The organism is Nocardia sp. CA-119907, assembly GCF_050955995.1.
GTDB lineage: Bacteria > Actinomycetota > Actinomycetes > Mycobacteriales > Mycobacteriaceae > Nocardia.
In genome coordinates, this window is record NZ_CP192091.1 from 8,939,481 (window position 1) to 8,957,751 (window position 18,271).

General features: G+C 66.9%; 21 protein-coding genes. 15 read left to right on the top strand and 6 right to left on the bottom strand.

The genetic code is table 11. The features are described 5' to 3' along the window. Positions 1–43: 43 nt before the first annotated feature. Positions 44–712: an MspA family porin gene (locus ACQP2D_RS40055; protein WP_433681091.1), complete on the bottom strand. Its 669-nt coding sequence runs from the start codon at positions 710–712 to the stop codon at positions 44–46. Between the two features lie 468 nt (positions 713–1,180). Here ACQP2D_RS40055 and ACQP2D_RS40060 point away from each other — a divergent pair, with 468 nt between their 5' ends. Further along, positions 1,181–3,052 (top strand): potassium transporter Kup, encoded by a 1,872-nt coding sequence (locus tag ACQP2D_RS40060; RefSeq protein ID WP_433685908.1) that lies wholly within the window; start codon positions 1,181–1,183, stop codon positions 3,050–3,052. On the opposite strand, the gene ACQP2D_RS40065 is transcribed toward ACQP2D_RS40060, so the two are convergent. Then, complete coding sequence (locus ACQP2D_RS40065) at positions 2,971–4,212, bottom strand: glycosyltransferase 87 family protein (protein WP_433681092.1); 1,242 nt, start codon at positions 4,210–4,212, stop codon at positions 2,971–2,973. The two genes, ACQP2D_RS40060 and ACQP2D_RS40065, sit on opposite strands and share 82 nt — an antisense overlap. A gap of 77 nt (positions 4,213–4,289) precedes the next feature. Then, entirely contained in the window at positions 4,290–4,805 is a 516-nt protein-coding gene (locus ACQP2D_RS40070) for a tetratricopeptide repeat protein (protein WP_433681093.1), read from the bottom strand. Between the two features lie 230 nt (positions 4,806–5,035). On the opposite strand from ACQP2D_RS40070, the gene ACQP2D_RS40075 reads away from it, so the two are divergent. From ACQP2D_RS40075 to ACQP2D_RS40095, 5 genes are all read left to right on the top strand, one after another. Beyond that, complete coding sequence (locus ACQP2D_RS40075) at positions 5,036–5,473, top strand: DUF4267 domain-containing protein (RefSeq protein WP_433681094.1); 438 nt, start codon at positions 5,036–5,038, stop codon at positions 5,471–5,473. Further along, the gene (locus tag ACQP2D_RS40080) at positions 5,470–5,967 is read left to right on the top strand and encodes a DUF2871 domain-containing protein (RefSeq protein WP_433681095.1); all 498 of its coding nucleotides are present in this window, start codon (positions 5,470–5,472) and stop codon (positions 5,965–5,967) included. Before ACQP2D_RS40075 ends, ACQP2D_RS40080 begins: the two co-directional genes overlap by 4 nt. A gap of 18 nt (positions 5,968–5,985) precedes the next feature. Next, a complete protein-coding gene (locus ACQP2D_RS40085; protein WP_433681096.1) occupies positions 5,986–7,407 on the top strand; it encodes an amidase in 1,422 nt (473 codons plus the stop codon). Between the two features lie 118 nt (positions 7,408–7,525). Further along, complete coding sequence (locus ACQP2D_RS40090) at positions 7,526–8,194, top strand: LysR family transcriptional regulator (protein ID WP_433681097.1); 669 nt, start codon at positions 7,526–7,528, stop codon at positions 8,192–8,194. A gap of 14 nt (positions 8,195–8,208) precedes the next feature. Then, entirely contained in the window at positions 8,209–8,427 is a 219-nt protein-coding gene (locus tag ACQP2D_RS40095; RefSeq protein ID WP_433681098.1) for a hypothetical protein, read from the top strand. Between the two features lie 10 nt (positions 8,428–8,437). On the opposite strand, the gene arsM is transcribed toward ACQP2D_RS40095, so the two are convergent. Then, on the bottom strand, positions 8,438–9,250 hold the full coding sequence (arsM, locus tag ACQP2D_RS40100) for an arsenite methyltransferase (protein WP_433681099.1): 813 nt from the start codon (positions 9,248–9,250) through the stop codon (positions 8,438–8,440). A 116-nt stretch (positions 9,251–9,366) separates the two neighbouring features. On the opposite strand from arsM, the gene ACQP2D_RS40105 reads away from it, so the two are divergent. The 7 genes from ACQP2D_RS40105 to ACQP2D_RS40135 all read left to right on the top strand — a co-directional run bounded on the left by ACQP2D_RS40105 (position 9,367) and on the right by ACQP2D_RS40135 (position 14,614). After that, positions 9,367–9,744, top strand: coding sequence for a metalloregulator ArsR/SmtB family transcription factor (locus tag ACQP2D_RS40105; RefSeq protein ID WP_433681100.1), 378 nt, complete (start codon positions 9,367–9,369; stop codon positions 9,742–9,744). After that, positions 9,741–10,463: an aquaporin gene (locus ACQP2D_RS40110; protein ID WP_433681101.1), complete on the top strand. Its 723-nt coding sequence runs from the start codon at positions 9,741–9,743 to the stop codon at positions 10,461–10,463. Before ACQP2D_RS40105 ends, ACQP2D_RS40110 begins: the two co-directional genes overlap by 4 nt. A gap of 16 nt (positions 10,464–10,479) precedes the next feature. Further along, positions 10,480–10,887: an arsenate reductase ArsC gene (locus ACQP2D_RS40115; RefSeq protein WP_433681102.1), complete on the top strand. Its 408-nt coding sequence runs from the start codon at positions 10,480–10,482 to the stop codon at positions 10,885–10,887. A gap of 142 nt (positions 10,888–11,029) precedes the next feature. After that, positions 11,030–12,250, top strand: coding sequence for a cytochrome P450 (locus ACQP2D_RS40120; protein ID WP_433681103.1), 1,221 nt, complete (start codon positions 11,030–11,032; stop codon positions 12,248–12,250). Between the two features lie 70 nt (positions 12,251–12,320). After that, positions 12,321–12,899, top strand: a complete 579-nt coding sequence (locus ACQP2D_RS40125) for a TetR/AcrR family transcriptional regulator (RefSeq protein ID WP_433681104.1) — start codon at positions 12,321–12,323, stop codon at positions 12,897–12,899. Positions 12,900–12,984: 85 nt separating this feature from the next. Beyond that, positions 12,985–13,968: an aldo/keto reductase gene (locus ACQP2D_RS40130; protein ID WP_433681105.1), complete on the top strand. Its 984-nt coding sequence runs from the start codon at positions 12,985–12,987 to the stop codon at positions 13,966–13,968. Positions 13,969–14,095: 127 nt separating this feature from the next. Next, positions 14,096–14,614, top strand: a complete 519-nt coding sequence (locus ACQP2D_RS40135) for a hypothetical protein (protein WP_433681106.1) — start codon at positions 14,096–14,098, stop codon at positions 14,612–14,614. On the opposite strand, the gene ACQP2D_RS40140 is transcribed toward ACQP2D_RS40135, so the two are convergent. Next, the gene (locus ACQP2D_RS40140) at positions 14,607–16,283 is read right to left on the bottom strand and encodes an FGGY-family carbohydrate kinase (protein WP_433681107.1); all 1,677 of its coding nucleotides are present in this window, start codon (positions 16,281–16,283) and stop codon (positions 14,607–14,609) included. The genes ACQP2D_RS40135 and ACQP2D_RS40140 overlap by 8 nt on opposite strands. A gap of 126 nt (positions 16,284–16,409) precedes the next feature. Here ACQP2D_RS40140 and ACQP2D_RS40145 point away from each other — a divergent pair, with 126 nt between their 5' ends. Next, positions 16,410–17,090 carry a hypothetical protein gene (locus ACQP2D_RS40145; protein WP_433681108.1) on the top strand — a complete coding sequence of 227 codons (681 nt, stop codon included), beginning with the start codon at positions 16,410–16,412 and terminating at the stop codon, positions 17,088–17,090. A 210-nt stretch (positions 17,091–17,300) separates the two neighbouring features. On the opposite strand, the gene ACQP2D_RS40150 is transcribed toward ACQP2D_RS40145, so the two are convergent. Next, positions 17,301–17,519 carry a hypothetical protein gene (locus tag ACQP2D_RS40150; RefSeq protein WP_433681109.1) on the bottom strand — a complete coding sequence of 73 codons (219 nt, stop codon included), beginning with the start codon at positions 17,517–17,519 and terminating at the stop codon, positions 17,301–17,303. 204 nt (positions 17,520–17,723) lie between these two features. Here ACQP2D_RS40150 and ACQP2D_RS40155 point away from each other — a divergent pair, with 204 nt between their 5' ends. After that, positions 17,724–18,224 carry a protein-tyrosine phosphatase family protein gene (locus ACQP2D_RS40155; protein ID WP_433681110.1) on the top strand — a complete coding sequence of 167 codons (501 nt, stop codon included), beginning with the start codon at positions 17,724–17,726 and terminating at the stop codon, positions 18,222–18,224. The last annotated feature ends 47 nt before the right edge of the window (positions 18,225–18,271 follow it).

Sequence of the window (18,271 nt, forward strand, 5' to 3'; positions counted from 1 at the left end):
AGAGTGAATTCGGCTGAGCGAGAAGAGATTCGACAAACCTGGGTCAGCCGATGCTGAACGGAGCCCCATAGAGGGTGGTCTTCGAGTAGTGGTCGCCGATGATTTCGACAACCGTGTACGCACGCGCCTGCGCATAGCCCGCGCAGCCCTGGATCTCGATCTCGGCGTCCTGATACTCCACCGAATAGGTGCCGGGCTTCGGAATGTCCTTGTAGTCGATCTGAACGAACTTCACCTCACCCGGCCCGAGGTTCAGACCCACCGAGCCGCCGAGCGATCCCCCACTCAGGTTGATTCCGCCGGACACTCCCGCCGAGATCGCATTGTCGGCAATGCTGACCTGGCACCCGACGATGTATCCAGTGCTCAGCTGCGAAATACCATGTGTCGACGAATTATTGGTGCCCGGAGCGCCCGAGGGACCGTTATTGGGCCCGACCGCCCCCTCCGGCGTGACAGCGACCTCGGCGATCGCGTTGCCCGACATCCACACCGTGCGACCGGCACCGTTGGCCGCCAGCGAGGGCGACACAATCGCATGCTCGCCATTGCGGATGACGTTCACGCCCGGACCGGCCTTCTGCCCGTCCGGCAATGCGACGAACGCGTCGGCATTCGCGGCACCCGTCGACAGCAAACCAACGGCAACAACCGCGCCCGCCCCGACAATCCCCAGACCCCGGCGCACGCCGAAGCCACGATGTTCTCTCACTACTAACCCTTCACCAGGTGTGCCACTTGACGATTCAGCGTTTGTGACACCCCGAGATCCCGGGCATCGGCGCTGACGGATCGGTAGTCGCACCCGAACGCCCCGAGTTCCCACTCAGAGCAAACCTGTGGCGCGGGTCACGATTCCGAGTGCGATGACTACCAGCGAAGCAGTACAGGGGTCCACCACAGCCCTGGCCGCGACATCCAGCCCTGCTATCGCAGTCCCAGTGATCGAACAGCCGCTCCCGTCCCCGTTCCGGACGGCTCGGAAACCGGCGTGTAGCCGGGGATGTGCTGAAGGTGGGGGGATGGGCCGGTATCGTCCGGCACGATGCGCGGGCAGCTGGCTCAACGATCCGCGCGGAGGAGGATCACCGTGACCGACCAACCGCATACGGAAGCGGCAGCAGAAGCGGCGGGGACACCGTCGGGTGCGTCCGGCACGCACAATACGGCCGGGCTCGCGGTGGTGGTCGGTGCGCTGGGCGTGGTGTTCGGTGATATCGGGACCAGCCCGATCTACACCCTGCAGACGGTGTTCAACCCCGGCGACCCGCACCCGGTTCCGGTCAGCCGGGACAACGTATTCGGTGTGGTGTCACTGGTGTTCTGGTCGGTAATGATCATTGTCACCGTCACCTATGTGCTGCTGGCGATGCGCGCCGATAACGATGGCGAGGGCGGCATCATGGCGCTGATCACGCTGCTGCGGCGCTGGACCGCGCCGGGCGGCCGCCGCACCGCCGCCGCACTGTCCGCGCTCGGTATCTTCGGCGCGTCATTGTTCTTCGGCGACAGCATGATCACCCCCGCGATCTCGGTGCTGTCGGCGGTCGAGGGACTCAAGGTCGTGCAACCCTCGCTGGAAGAGCTGATCGTGCCGATCACCGCGGTGATCATCGTGGCGTTGTTCCTGGTCCAGAAGCGCGGAACCGCGGCGGTCGGCCGGGTTTTCGGGCCCGTGATGATCGTCTGGTTCATCACGATCGGCGCGTGCGGTGTCGCGGGCATCGGCAAACATCCGGAGATCCTGAAGGCGCTGTCACCGACGTATGCGTTGAGCTTCCTGTTCGGCCATTTCGGCATCGCGTTCTTCGCGCTGGCCGCCATCGTGCTCGCCGTCACCGGCGCCGAGGCGCTCTACGCCGATATGGGGCACTTCGGCCGCCGATCGATCACCCGTGCCTGGCTCGTCCTCGTATTCCCCGCGTGCGTACTCAGCTATATGGGCCAGGGTGCGCTGATCCTCGACGATCCCGCCAATATCAGCGCCCCGTTCTTCCTGCTCGTGCCCGGATGGGGGCGACTACCGATGGTGCTGCTGGCCACCGCGGCCACGGTCATCGCCTCCCAGGCGGTCATCACCGGCGCGTACTCGGTCGCCGCGCAGGCCGCCCAGCTCGGCTATCTGCCCAGGCTCCGCATCGCGCACACCTCGGAGTCCACCATCGGCCAGATCTACGTGCCATGGATCAACTGGCTGCTGATGGTTTCGGTGCTGACACTGGTCTTCGCCTTCCGCACGTCGGCGGCGCTGGCCTACGCATTCGGTATGGCGGTCACCGGCACCATCACCATCACCACGCTGCTGTTCTTCTATGTCGCCCGCGCGAAATGGCAGACACCGCTGTGGTTGATCGCGCTGGGCGCGATCCCCTTGCTGGTGGTCGACCTGCTGTTCGTCGCGGCCAATATGACCAAACTCGTGCACGGGGCGTGGCTGCCGCTGCTGATCGGCGTCACCGCATTCACCATCATGACCACCTGGCAGCGCGGCCGCGAAATCGTCACCGCCGAGCGTGAACGGCGCGAGGGATCGCTCGGCGAATTCGTCGAAGAACTGCAGAGCGGAGCCACCTCGGCGATCACCGTCCCCGGCACCGCCATCTTCCTCAACCGCGGCAAACAAACCGCGCCGCTGGCCATGCGGGCCAATGTCGAGCACAACCACGTCCGGCACAAGCAGATCGTGATCATCTCGATCAAGACCGAGCCCGTGCCGCGCGTTCCGGTGGACCAGCGCGTCGCCATCGACCACCTCGGCTACCGCGACGACGGCATCATCTTCGTTACCGCCCGGTACGGCTACATGGAAACCCCCGACGTGCCCGCCGCACTGGCCCTGCTCGACCCCGCGGAAACCGAAGGCCTACTGCAACTCGACCAGGCCTCGTATTTCCTCTCGACCATCGAACTGCGCCGCGGCGACGCCCCGACCATGGCCAACTGGCGCAAACGACTGTTCATCGCCACCAGTCACATCACCGCCGACGCCGCCGAATACTTCGGCCTCCCCCGCGACTGCACGGTCATCATGGGCTCGCAAATCGAGGTGTAGCCGGTGCTGCGGTACAGCCGCACAATCGACCACACAGTTGCCCAGACCAGCAGGCCGTTGCGCAGTGTCAGAACCAGCACGCCCGGCCAGCTTCCGGTGGCCACCCGGTCGTAGACGAACGGGAATTCCACCTGGCTCGCCAGCGCCGTAACCAGCACCAGGACCACGGCGGGGCGCTGTGTGGTGCGCGAGTCGAGCGCGCAGACCGCGGCCACCGCCACCACCCACACCAGGTACTGCGGGCTGAGTACCCGGCTGGTCGCCAAGGCGAGCAGCACCGCGGCCAAGGCCAGATCCGCTGCCGGCGGCCGCATGCGCCACCAGGCGACCAGCAGCACCGCGCCGCCGATGATCATGGCCGTCACGCATCCCAGGGCCACGGCGGAAACCCCAGGCCCCGACAACTCCTCGGCCCCATAGCGATGCACGATGCGCCAGCCGCCGGTCACCAGCCGAGCGATCAACAGCGGTGTGGCAGCGACGGATTCGATCTGCAACCCACGCTTCGACTGGAACTGCAGGAAAGACCATGCGCCCGGACCCAATACCGTCAGCCCCACGCTCGCCAGCACCCCGACACCGGCCGCCGCCGCACTCATCCGCCACAGCACCCGCCGGCGCAACCCCAGCACGACCACCAGCGGCCACACCTTCAGCAGCACGCCCGCGGCGGCGGCCGCGCCAGCCGCCGCCGGTCGGCGCGTCGCCCACAGCAGTGCGACGACCGCGGCCGCCGCCACGATCAGATCGAATCGGCCGTAACAGACCCGGCCCAGCAGTGCCACGCCGAGCGTCCAGACCCACGGCCCGGTGTCCCGGCCCTCGCGCGGCGCGGCCCGGATCAGCAGGGCGAGCACACCCGCGTCCGCCGCGGCGACCAGTGCGAAGAACAACCAGTTGTAGCCGTGCCCGCCACCGAGCAGCCAGGGCAGCACCAATAGCGCGCCCGCACCGGGCGGGTACTGCCACCGCTCGTCGTGCAGCGGGAAAATATTCTGGGACACAATGAGTTCGGCCCATTCGCGGTACAGCGTCAAGTCCGCGGCCGCGGCATCCCAGATGCTGTGCGGCAGCACCGTCACCCCGGTGAACACCACCATCAGCATCCGAGTGACACCCCACACCAACCACAACCGCGACACCGACGACAGCCCACGCACAAGGCCGCAGCCTAACCATCGGGACCCCGATCAGCACGAGATGCAGGTGGGGGCACCGCCGCCGAATGCGTCCGAGATCAGGGTGTCGTCGGCGACGCCGAATCCGACGGCCCGGCCGAATCATCGTCGCCGAGGCCGAATCTCGATCGGCGGTGCGCGTCGCGCAACTGGTGCTCCGCCTTGATCGACATCGGATGATCGGAACCGAGGGCGCGCAGGCAGCTGGCGTGGGTTGCCATGTACCAGTAGAGCGCTTCGTCGTGCTGCCCCGCCGCCCAGCACGCATCGGCGAGCACCAGCTGGGCCCCGAGCGTGCGCGGGTCCTCCGCACCGAACGCGTCGATACATTGCCCGAGCTCCCACCGGCGCTGGGCAATGTCCGGATGCGCCACTGGCGCGCGCTCCTCGGCCGCGGTTCGCACTCCCAGCCGGTGACCGAACCACCACGCGATGGCGCCGCCGATCCCGGCGACCGCATAGGCACGCCAGTAGCCATTATCGGAAACCCATGATCCGATCGCGAAGATCATGCAGTACGCGGCCACCCCCGCACCGATCCTGCTGCCCCAGAACCAGAACGCCGACCTGCGCATTGATCCCCCTTTCGACGAATAATCGGTGCGTACTACGCAGCTGTTCGTAGCCGAACGCGCTCACGATTGGTGCGCCCACACCGATGTGGCCATTGCGCAATTCGCCGCATCGGCGATAACTCTGGACTAATAGGTCGTTACCCGATCCGTCGTTGATCGGGCGGGCGGGCGCATTGCAGGGTGGAAGTGCCGAGACCGGCACTGTTGCACACTTGACGCGGGAGAGATCGTTGTCCGTTCCAGACCACCCGAAAACCACTGCGGCCCTGCGAGGTTCGCGCACCGTCACCGATCGGCTCGGCACCGCTGGGGCCCTGGTCGGTGGGGCGTTCATCCTGGCGACCGGGGTCGGCTACCTGGTCGCACCGGATTCGATGGCACCGGACTTCGGCCTGCCCGACTGGCCGCGCGGCGAGGCCGCCGGTTTCCTGAATATCAAGGGTGTCCGCGACGTCGTCACCGGGCTGATCGTGCTCGCGCTGCTCGCGGCACGTGAGCGGCGCGCTCTCGGTGTCGCCATGGTGACCATCGCGTTGATCCCCACCGGCGACATGCTGACCATTCTGGTCCGCCACGGCTCCACCGCCACTGCCATCGGCGTCCACGGCCTCACCGCGGCACTCGTCGGTGCCACCGCAGCACTGCTGCTGCGGGGCGAGAAGCGATGACGGGCACCGCAATGAACACGACGGCAATGAAGACCATCCTCGATACCGCCCACATCTACATGATCGTCGGGGTGGTCTCCGGCCTGTACTACCGGGAACTCACCAAGATCGAGGATTTCACCGGGCAGACCCAGCTCGGTGTGGTCCACACCCATCTGCTGGCGCTGGGGATGCTGTTCTTCCTCATCGTCCTGGCGCTGGAGAAGCTGTTCGTCCTCAGCGCGCACCGGCTGTTCGGCTGGTTTTTCACCGTCTACAACATCGGTCTGGTCATCACCGTCGGCGCGATGACCGTGCACGGCACCTTGACCGTCCTCGGCCGATCGAGCTCCGCAGTGATCGCGCTGCTCGCTGGAGCAGGTCACATCCTGCTGACGGCCGGGCTGATCCTTTTGTTCGTCCTGCTCGGCAAACGCCTTGCCGCCCAGCCCGATCCGGCCCGCGAACCCGTTCCCGAGCGCGCGAGCGATATCGCTGAACCGGCAATCGCCTGACCCCGAAATGAGGAAATGATGACAACAGGCCGGGCAACCGCGCTGTGGACGCGGGACGCGGTGTCACTCGCCGCCATGATCGCGGCGGGTGAGGTCACGGCGACGGAGGTAGTGTCGGCGCATCTGGCGCGGATCACGGAGATCGATCCCTCGATCGCGGCGATCACCGCCGTGTTCGCGGAATCGGCGTTGGACGCGGCGGCGCAAGCCGATCGGCGCGCGGAGCCGATCGGGCCGCTGCACGGGGTGCCGTTCACCGTCAAGAACAATCTCGACGTCGCCGACAGCCCTACTACCTGGGGTGTCGCGGCACTCGCGAACGCGGTCGCACCGTCGGACGCGCCGTCGGTGGCAGCGCTGCGGCGGGCGGGTGCGATCGTGATCGGCCGAACCAATATGCCGGACTTCGCAACTCGCTGGCACACCGACAATGACGCCGCGGGCCCGACCATCAATCCCTGGGACGCCTCGCGCAGCCCCGGCGGTTCCAGCGGCGGCGACGCCGCCGCCGTGGCGACCGGTATGACACCGCTCGGACTCGGCACCGACTTCGGCGGTTCACTCCGGGTGCCCGCCGCGTTCTGCGGCGTCACGTCCCTGCGCACGACACCCGGCCGGGTCGCGGTCGCGTCCAGCCTGCCCGGACCGGCACCCGCGCCAACCAACCAGCTATTCGCCGCGCCAGGGCCGGTGGCCCGTTCGGTGCGCGACCTATCGGCAGCCTTCGCGGTAATGATCGACGGCGATGTGCGTGATCCGGCGTGGATCCCGGCCCGCGACCTCGACGATCCCACCGGGACGCCCGCGGTCGCGGTCTGCGCGAACGGCAGCATCGATCCGCAGGTGCGCGCGGCCGTGCGGCAGGCCGCGGATGCGCTTGCGCGCGCGGGGCATCCGATCACCGAGGTGGCAGCGCCACGGCTGGACGAAACCGCAACGGCCTACGGCCGACTCGTCTCGACCGAGGTGGTGACCCAGCGTCTGGACCTCATGCGCCGCATCGGCAGCCAAGGGCTCAACGCCTTCATCGACGCCGCGCTCGAACTGTTCCCGCCGCTGGACCTAGCGGGTTATATGTCCGCGCTCGGCGAGCGTCTCACGCTGCGCGCGGCTTGGTCTCGGTTCCTCGCCGACCATCCGATCGTGCTCGGCCCGGTATCGGCGGCCCTGCCCTGGCCGGTCGGCTACGACCTCGGCGGTAGCGCGAACGTCGCGCACATGTATGCCGCACAGCAGCTGACCATCGCCGCCAACTATCTCGGCCTGCCCGCCGTCACGTTGCCGGCGGCGCTATCGGCCGAAGGACTGCCGATCGGGGTGCAATTGATCACCGCACCGTTCGCCGAACACCGCGGGCTCGCCGCCGCCGCCCGCATCGAGGCCGCATTCCGACTCGAGACCCCGATTTCACCGCGATCGGGCGACTCCGACTCCCGATGAGTTCTCGGTGCGAGCGTCACGCTGGCTGTCATGCGGAATCGATCGACCCGATAAACGATCTGGACTGATCACTTCTCGTAACCGGCAACTACGGTATTCCCATCTCGCGTGTATTGATGTGAGGGCCGAAGTGGAGTTACGGGATATCGAGATCTTCTTGGCACTGGCCGAGGAGCTGCATTTCGGTCGCACGGCCGAGCGTCTGCATGTCACCCAGGCGAGGGTGAGCCAATCGATCAAGAAGCAGGAACGGCGTGTCGGTGGCGCGCTGTTCGACCGCACCAGCAGGGCGGTCCGGCTCACCCCGCTGGGCGCACAGCTGTATCAGGAGCTCGATGCGGGATACCGGCAGATCATGGACGGTGTCGCGAGCGTATCCGCCGCCGCGCGCGGCACCGCCGGGGTGCTCACACTGGGCACTATCGGACCGCACCCGTTCGGGCTCGACGATCTCGTCGAGGCGATGGAGTTGTTCCAGCACCGCTACCCGGCAGCGCAGCTACAGCATCGGGAGATCCAGCCGCCAGCGCCCTTGGATCCGTTGCGGTCCGGCGAGGTGGATGTGGCGCTGCTGTGGCTGCCGGTGCGTGAACCCGATCTCACCGTCGGCCCGGTCACCCACACCTCGCCGGTGCTGCTCATGGTCGCCGCCGATCACCCCTTTGCCCAACGTGATTCGATCTGCCTGGAAGATCTCGGCGACTGCATCGTGGTGGCCGGTGACTCGATTCCCATTACATGGAGGAGGCCATCAACCCCTTCTATACTCCGTCGGGCCGCCCGATAGCGCGTGGCCCGGTGATGTCCACCTGGCAGCAGGTGGTCAACACGGTGACCTCCGGACAGTGCGTCGCCGGAGTCGTCGCGGAGTTCGCGGGCTACTACCCGTGGCCGGGCCTGGCATTCGTGCCGATCCGTGATGCCGCGCCCTCCCGCTGGGCACTGGTGTGGCGCGCCGCCGAGAGCCCGCTGATCCGGGCATTCGCCGAAACGGTATCCGATGTCGTCGGGGACAACTGACCGCTTCGCCTCATGAGCAGCAGGTCGGTCCGCAGCACGGTGCCGCCGACTCCTCGGCGGTCGGCTGCGGCACTGGTTTGACGGCCTTGACGATCGCCGAATGCATGCCGTCGGCCACGGAATGGGTTGCGGTGATCTCGATTTCGGTGAAACCGGCGGCCGTCAGCCCAGCCCGGTATTCGGCGTACGAGAGCGCACCGGCGATGCAGCCGACATAGTCGCCGCGTTCGGCGCGCTGCCCCGCCGAGAGCGCATCATCGGCGACGACGTCGGAGATCCCGATCCGCCCGCCCGGCACGAGCACGCGGGCCATCTCGGCGAATACCGCGGTTTTGTCGACCGACAGATTGATAACGCAGTTTGAGATCACCACATCGATGCTGTTGGCGGGCAATGGGATCGCCTCGATCGTGCCCTTCAGGAACTCGACGTTCGCCGCCTCGGCCTTCGCGGCGTTCTCCCGCGCCAGGGCCAGCATCTCGTCGGTCATATCGACCCCGTACGCCTTACCGGTCGGACCTACGCGCCGCGCCGACAACAGAACATCGATGCCGCCGCCGGACCCCAGATCCAACACCCGCTCGCCCTCGCGGAGTTCGGCGACCGCGGTGGGATTGCCGCAGCCCAGTGACGCGGCGGTCGCGGCGATCGGGACTTGGTCGCGGTCGGCGGCCCCGTAGCGGCTGGCGCCGAAGTTGGCGTCGACCTCGACCGAAGGGCTGCCGCAACAATCGTTGGCGACACCTCCATCGGCAACCATATTCGCGGCCTCGGCATACCGCGCTCGGACGGTCTCGCGAAGTTCGCTGTGCTGATCGGTCATGACACACACCCCTAGCTTGTAGGTTCACCAGGTAACGAGAAGATAGGTCGACCTGGCTGTATTGATGAATGTCGATACAGCTTGCGCCCTGAATCGATGGATGTCAATATAGACGGGTGTCGAAACAGGATCCGCCGGTAATCGGCTCCACCAACGCCTGCTGCGTCCCGACCTTGACCAGCCCGCTGGACCACGAGGCGGCGACGGAGCTGGCGGCGGCGTTCAAGGCGCTGGCCGATCCGGTCCGGCTACGGCTGCTGTCGCTGATCGCCTCCCGCCCCGGCGAGGAGGTCTGCGTCTGCGAGCTGACCCCACAGTTCGACCTGTCCCAGCCCACCATCTCCCACCACCTCAAGGTGCTGCGCGAGGCCGGCCTGATCGACTGCGAGCGTCGCGGCACCTGGGTTTTCTACTGGGCGATACCGGAAGTGCTGCAACGACTTTCGGCCATCCTGAGTACCACGGGCGCCGAGCCCGTCACCGTAGCCGAATGAGCACGCCCGCACTGGCGCGGCGGTTGCTCGCGGAGTTCGTCGGAACCGCACTACTGGTCTGCGTCGTCGTCGGTTCCGGGATCGCCGCTGCCCAGCTCTCGCCCAACGACATCGGCCTGCAACTGCTGGAGAACTCGACCGCGACCGTATTCGGACTCGCGGTGCTGATCCTGATGTTCGGGCCGGTCTCCGGCGCTCACTTCAACCCCGCCGTCTCCGCGGCGGACTGGCTGCTCGGCCTGCGCCACGGCACCGGGTTGACCGGCCGCGATGTCATCGCTTACACCGGCGCGCAGATCGGCGGCGGGATCGGCGGCGCGGTGCTGGCGAACGTCATGTTCGACACGACCCCGATCCAGATCGCCACCCACCACCGCGCCAGCGGCGGACATCTGGTCGGCGAAATCATCGCTACCGCAGGACTTGTCGCGGTCATCTTCATGCTGGCTCGCACCGGCCGTGCGGCCCTGTCGGCGGCCGCGGTCGCGGCCTGGATCGGCGCGGCCTACTGGTTCACCAGCTCCACGTCATTCGCCAACCCCGCCGTCACGATCGGGCGCGCCTTCTCCGATACGTTCGCCGGAATCGCGCCCGCCTCCGTCCCGGGATTCATCGCCGCCCAAATCCTCGGGGCGCTCGCCGGACTCGTCCTGGTCCGCGTCCTCTATCCCAGCACCACTGCCGAACCGGCAGCCGATGTCATCACCCCCGCCTCCTGAAAGATCCGGTCCACCAATGGCTGCCAAACCCAGCGTGCTGTTCGTCTGCGTCCACAATGCCGGACGCTCCCAGATGGCCCAGGGGTTCCTGACCCACCTCGCCGGCGACGCCGTCGATGTGCGCTCCGCCGGAACCGCGCCCGCCGACACCATCAATCCCCTCGCCGTCGAGGCGATGGCGGAACTCGGCATCGACATCACCGGGCAGACACCCAAGATCCTCACCCCGGACACCGTGGAAACCTCCACCGTCGTCATCACCATGGGATGCGGAGACACCTGCCCTTATTACCCCGGCGTCACCTACCGCGACTGGAAACTCGACGACCCCGCGGGCCAGCACCTCGACACCGTACGGGCCATTCGCGACCAGATCGAACAACGCGTCCGCGACCTGCTTAGCGAACTCGGCATTCAGGGCTGACACCTGGCGCATCACCGACCACATTCGCGAACCACGGTCGGACTTCACGAACGAAACCGACTGCGCCTAGCCGGATTCGTCTGCCGGCCGAGCCCTAGAACGCGTTCTAGACAGTTTTGATGTTTTGTCTTACGCTCGATTCATGAAGACAGAGTTGTCTCACCGACCGCAGTTCGAATTGAGATCCGCGGAGACCTGGCGGAACCCGTGGCAGATGTATGCCGAGCTGCGGGCGCACGATCCGGTGCATCACGTTGTGCCCCAGGATGATCCGGCGAGCGACTACTACGTGCTGTCCCGCTATGCGGATGTGCACGCGGCGGCGCGCGATGTCACGACGTTCTCCTCGGCGAAAGGGCTGACCGTCGACTACCGCGATCTCGGCGAAATCGGCCTGCCCGAGCCACGGCCGTTCGTCTTCACCGATCCGCCGGATCACACGACCTTCCGCAAGCAGGTCATGAAGGGCTTCACGCCGCGCCAGGTGCGTTCGGTCGAACCGCAGGTGCGCGCATTCGTGATCGAGCGACTCGAGCGACTGCGGGCGGCGGGCGAGGGCGATATCGTCGTCGAACTGTTCAAACCGCTGCCCAGCATGGTGGTCGCGCATTATCTCGGTGTGCCGGAACCGGATCGGCCGAAATTCGACGAGTGGACCGATCTCATCATGACCTCCTCCGCGGGCGGCAGTCCGCTCGATGCCCAAGACGCCATCGGTGAATTGATGCAGTACTTCACCCAGCTGATCGAACGCCGCCGCGCCGAACCCGCCGACGATACGATCTCGCATCTGGTCGCCGCCGGCATGGGCGCGGACGGCGACTACGCGGGCATCATCTCGATTCTCGGCTTCGCCTTCACCATGATCACCGGCGGAAACGACACCACCACCGGCAATCTCGGCGGTGCGGTGCAACTGCTCACCGAGCGCCCGGATCAGCGGCGGCTGCTGATCGAGAATCCGGCGCTCATCCCGGACGCGGTCGAGGAGTTCCTGCGGCTCACCTCGCCGGTGCAGGGCTTGGCGCGGACCCTGGTGCGCGACACCGAGGTGCACGGCACGACCATTCCCGCCGGACGCCGCGCACTGCTGCTGTACGCCTCCGCGAACCGCGACGAACGTGAGTTCGGTCCCAACGCGAGCGAACTCGATGTGCTTCGACGGCCCAAGCAGATCCTCACCTTCAGCCACGGCAACCATCACTGCCTCGGCGCGGCCGCCGCACGCATGGTCGCTTGTGTGGCGCTCGAGGAATTGCTTTCGCGCTGTCCGGATTTCGTCGTCGATATCGACCGAGTCCGCTATGCCCCCGGCAGCTATGTGCGCTGGCCGGACCGTGTGCCTTTTCGGGTGACACCATGAAATGCGGCATTCGGATGCGCGTCGTTCCGGGTGACGCCATGAAGGCGGCCTCGGGATGCGGGGTGGCCCGGTGACGGGCGGGCGGCCCGGAGATTGGCTGCGCCCCAGGCGCGCCGATATCGCGGCCGAACAGATACTCGACGCCGCTGCACGGCTGTTCATCGAGCGCGGCGTGGCGAATACCGGGATGGGCGATGTCGCGAAGGCCGCGGGCTGTTCGCGCGCCACTCTGTACCGCTACTTTCCGAACCGCCAAGCCCTGCGCATCGCGTTCGTGCACCGCGAGGCTCGGCGGGTCGCGGCGGCGGTCGCGGAGCAGGCTCGCGAGATCACCGATCCGGGCGAGCGCATTGTCACCGTCATGCTCGCCGCGCTGCGCGAGGTCCGCGCTGATCCGGCACTCATCGCCTGGTTCACCGCGGGAAATGCGGGCATTGCCAATGAGATCGGGCAATCCTCCGAGGTCATCGAGGCTATTGCCGCTGGCCTGCTGCCACCGACCACCGATCCCGACCGTTCCCGCCTGGCACGCTGGCTGGCCCGCGTGATCATGTCGCTGCTCACCGCCCCCGGTCGCGACGATGCCGACGAGCGTGCCATGCTCGAACAGTTCGTCGCCCCGGTCGTCATCGGCTCCTTCGCGAACTGAATTATGCCTTGACTTGGAGCGCACTCCAGGTCGTAGCGTCGAGGACGTGCGTCACTCGATCGTCGACCAAGGAGGAGAGCCACGCATGATCACGACCAGGAAGCTCGGACAGCTGACCGTTGGTGCGCAGGGCCTGGGCTGCATGGGTATGAGCCATGCCTATGGCGTGCGCGGTAACGATGACGAATCCATCGCCACCATCCACCGTGCGCTGGATCTGGGCGTGACCATGCTGGACACCGCGAATGTCTATGGCCCGGAGACCAACGAGCGGCTGGTGGGCAAGGCCATCGCCGACCGCCGCGAACAGGTGGTGCTGGCAACCAAATTCGGCATCGTCTGGGGCGAGGACGGATCCATGGGCGCCCGCGGCGATGCGGCGTATGTGAAGCAGAGCTGCGATGCGTCACTGGCCCGGCTCGGTGTCGATCACATCGACCTCTACTACCAGCACCGCGTCGACCCGAATGTCCCGATCGAGGAGACCTGGGGCGCGCTGTCGGAGCTGGTACAAGCGGGCAAGGTGCGCCATCTCGGAATTTCGGAGGCCTCGGCGGCGACCATCCGTCGCGCGCACGCGGTCCACCCCGTGACCGCCCTGCAAAGCGAATGGTCGCTGTGGACAAGGGATATCGAGGCCGAGGTGCTGCCGGCCTGCCGGGAACTCGGTATCGGCATCGTGCCCTTCTCCCCACTCGGCCGCGGCTTCCTGACCGGTGCGATCACCTCCACCGCCGATCTGCCCGCCGACGATATGCGCCGCCGCCTACCGCGATTCGCCGAGGACAATTTGGACCGCAACCTCGCCATCGTCGCGGCATTGCGCGAGCTGGCTGCCGAAAAGGGCATTACCGCAGGACAGTTGGCCCTCGCCTGGGTGCAGAGCCGTGGCGACGATGTGGTCCCCATCCCGGGCACCAAGCGCCGCACCTACCTCGAGGAGAACGTCGCCGCCGTCGAGATCACGCTGACCGCAGACGATCTCGCCCGCATCGATGCCGCTGCCCCAGCAACCGCATTCGCCGGGGCACGCTATCCGGAACACCTCGCCAGGGCCGCCGGGCACTGACACTGATCACGGCCCTTTCGGCGGGTGCCGGGCTGGATACACGGCGAACGGATTACTATCTTCCCGCTTTTGCTAGTCGTTAGCTGCTCCATCAGGTCACAGCCGATCAACAGGAGAAGGTAATTACATGGCAATTTCCCGGAAGATCGCGACAGCATCGGTTGCTGCCGCCGCACTCGCCACCACGGTCTTCGGTGCAGCGCAGGCCACGGCCGATCCGATCGCCGGCGGCTGCTCCGGCGGCCAATTCGATTTCACCACCACCCCATTGAGCATGACGAGTGCGCCGATCACGGCGTCGTGGAGCGGCAACCTCAGCGGCTGCACGGGCACCCCCGCCCCCACCGCCACGGTGAGCGGCACCTTCAACGGCACCGGCGGCTGCTTGGGCGTCACCGGAAATATCGACGGTTCGATCAACTGGTCGAATGGTCAGATCAGTCGGATCCGGGGCCCCTGGCACGTCCCGGGCGGACTGACTGCCGCGAACACCAACACCGTGGTCATCGTCGATGGCCCCGGCACCGGCGGGCAGATGGTCATCGATGATGGCGGCATTATCAACGCATCAGCGATGACCGGCCCGTGTTTGTCCGGCGAGGTCCGCGCCGCATCGATCCGCATCACCGAAGTCCGCTTCAGCTGACCCTCCGCCCGATCGAATGGGTGCCGGGATCGGCTCGGCATCCATTCTTCACTCGATCGTGGGCCCTCGACGACGGAGCGCTCGGCCCAACAGAATCCGCGGACGAGCCAGCACCCACGCCACCCGACACCGAATCAGCCGTCCGACCCGAACCATTTGGCCGACTCGGATCGCTCGGCCGACCCGAACCACTCGGCTGACCTGAATCACTCAACCGACTCGTGTCACTGGACTGCCCCGGATCCTTGGGCTGACTCGATTCGTTGGGCCGACTCGGATCACCGGCCCGACCCGAATCGCCCGGCCGACCCGAATTCGGCGACGGACTGGAATCGACAGTGTCGGACGGCGTGGTTCCATCCGGCCGGGCAGTCGCGGACGGGAAGTCCGTCGTCGAGACGGTGGACGCCGACTCGGATGTTACTGAGGCAGTAGCCCGTTCGGTGGTCGGCAGCGGTGAAATGTCATGTGCCGCAGGGTCCGGCAGCATCGCCCACAATGACGCGGGAACCGAAGGCCGCCGGGGCGCGGGGCTGTCGACGAGCACCGCGTGCGGCAGCACGGCGGGCGCGACAATTGCGGTCGCCGCGGCAGGGATCGGATCGCGGTAGGGGTCGTAGCGCGGTACCGAGGACGCATCGGCTGGGGACGCCTGGATCGGCGACCTGTGATCGAAGGCTCGTCCGACCGGCACGGCGGCTGGCACGAGGAGCCCGGTGGTGAGCACCGCGGCCGCCAAGGCCGCGACGCGTGGCTCGCGGCGGCCGAGGGGCACGAGCGCCGGGCCGTCAGCGGCGGCACGGGATGCGAGCAGTGCAGCGCCCAGCGCGGTGGTGTGCGCCGGATCGGGGCCGAGGACAATCGGAAGGTCGAGTTCATCGGCCAGCACCTGCGCCACCGATGCGGGCCGGGCCGCGCCACCGATCAACAGAATTCGGTCGATATCGGATATCGCGACACCTGCGGCACGCACGCAGTCACGTACCAGCGCGACCGACTCGCGCACCTGGCGGGTACGCAACTCGGCGATATCGTCGGCGGATACGCCCTGCGCCAAACGCGATTCGACATCCGGCTCGATATCGTGCGCGTATCGGGCCACCGCCACATCCAGCGCACGGCCGCCGAAATCATAGGAGCGCACCGGCGGTCCGGCCAGCGAGCCAGCACAAACGACCGCGAGATCGAGACAGCTCGCGCCGAGGTCGTAGACCAGGACGAGTTCGGATTCCACCGCACCACCGCAGGATTGCAGCCATGCCGCGGCAGCGACGGGCTCGGGAACCAGCCCGGTTCCCGTGGCGCCGACCTCATCCAGCGCCCGGCGCAGATCCGCCACCTGATCACCGGAATATATTGCCGGGTAGGCCAATACGCTGCGCACCGCCACTGCCGCCAGCCGATTCGCCACTGCTGCAACCAGATCGGCGCCAGTCATGACCCGCCCCGCTACGACGACTACCGGATCCTGCGCAATCGCCAGATCCGCGAAATCCGCCAGTACCGCGGCGTCACGGGGAACCGCGCCGATATGTGCGGTGCCGTCACCATCGAAGGTCACCGTGGTGCGTCGGGTGGTCACCACCGGATGTGCGCCGCCATCGGTCGCCGCCGCCGATACCGCGTTCACCGAGCCGATGCTCACTCCGAGAGCCTGGGTCGTCCTCATCTCATCCTCACGCCCGATCCGCGCCTGCCCGCACGGACGATCCACCGTCTTTACCCGACCGAAGACATAGATTAGCCTGTCCTAACAATTGCTGTGAATGTTCTGTGAATGCTGTCTGGAGGCCGTATGTCTGGTGGCAGGACCGCCGAAGTCCCTGGTCCGACGTCCACCACCGCGATCGTGGTGTTGCCGAGAACGCGGGCGGCCACCACCATCTGGGGCGAATGGCACCCCGCCGTCGCACCGCGGCGGCGCTGGCCCGAGAACAATCCGCAACGCGCTGTCGCACTTCATGATTCGTGGTGGACGGTGGCTGCCGCAGGTTTGCTGGCCACCCTGACACTGGGCGGCGCGCTGTGGATCGCGGCCCATCTCAGCGTCGATCGGCAGTTGCACACCGTCGGTCTTTTCATCCATCTGGCCGCCCTGGTACTCGGCTTCGGCGGCGTCCTCATCGCCGACTATCTGATGCTGATCTGGCTGGCCGGACGAACCACCCTCGCCGAGGCATTGGCCGGAGTCGCGCGCCTACACGTGCCGATCTGGGTCGGCCTGGTCACCCTGGTCGCCAGCGGATGCCTCCTGGAACCGAATCTCGAATCCGCCATGACCCGAACCAAGATGGCATTCGTCCTGATCCTGACACTCAACGGACTCCAGGCCCTCCTCCTCGGCAAGCGCCTGACCACCCACACCTCGACACCCCTGACAACCCGCCTACTCCTATGGGGCGCAACATCGGGCGCCATCTCCCAGATCTGCTGGTGGGGCGCCATCGCCATCGGTTTCTGGAACGCCGAACACTGACCCCACCGCCAGCCGTGCCAGCCCCACCCCACCACCGCGACCGGACACCCCTCACACCCGCGCCGCCGTGGCACCCAGCGACGACCTGGACAAGCGATCACCGTGCGCTCACGCCCGGCAATCGCCGAGAAGGCACCTGCACCAGCGCATTCTCGACTCATCATGGGGTGGGGAGTTGGGCCGCGCCGCTTGGGGGGCGGGGGGCGGGTGTTAGCGGCCGGAGCCGCTGGAGGAGAGGGTGATCAGGTAACAGGTGAGGTCGGGGGTTGGGGTGGTGCAGACCTGCCAGATGGGAGTGGCCTGATCGACGGGGGTGGTCTGTTCGGCGGGGGTAGCCGGTTCCAGGGGGATGGCGGAGGCCGGGATGGTGGCGGCCATGGGGGCCATGAGCAAGGCGCCTATGAAGAGGCCGGCGCGCAAGGTATGCATTATGTCGATCCTTTCCGAACGGCGAGGGGCACCGTTGGTCGGGACGTTATCGAGCCGACGATCTCGGTGGACAGACCAAAGAAGGCCTGCCCCCGGAACCGGGGCCAGCTCATTTCCTCAGGCCATTGCGGCAGCGCTGGCCGACGGTACCGTGGAATGAGGCCGTCCCGGCAGGTCTGGGTCGGTTGCCGTGGGGAGGCAGTGATGGTGCGGATCGAAGGTATGCGGACACCCGACGCGGATGCGCCGTGGGATGAGATCGTGCCGCAGCTGTGGATGGGCGGACATCATTACGGGAACGGTGACGGAGTGCGGGTGCCCGCGGTGGTCGGCACCGAATTCGATGTGGTGATCAGTCTTTTCCAGGCCGACGGGCACGGGCCGGGGCCCGGGATCGAACACCATCACCTCGCGATTCCAGATGCGCAGCTGCACGCCGAGCAGTTGGCGGCGGCACGTGGGTTGGCCGCGATCGCCGCCGCGGCGGTCCGCGCGCGGCGCATTGTCATGGTGCGCTGCCAGTACGGCTACAACCGGTCGGGGTTGGTGGTCGCACAGACCCTGCTCGACCTGGGCTATGCGGTCGATGACGCGATCGCCCTGATCCGGCGGCGGCGCTCACCCCATGCGCTGAACAACGAATATTTCGTCAACTATCTGACGACCGGCCTCGACACGGCGCAGGGCCTATCCGATCTCGAATAACCGCCGAGACGCCCCCGGTGCGGCGGCGCGGCGGCGATGGGTCGCGG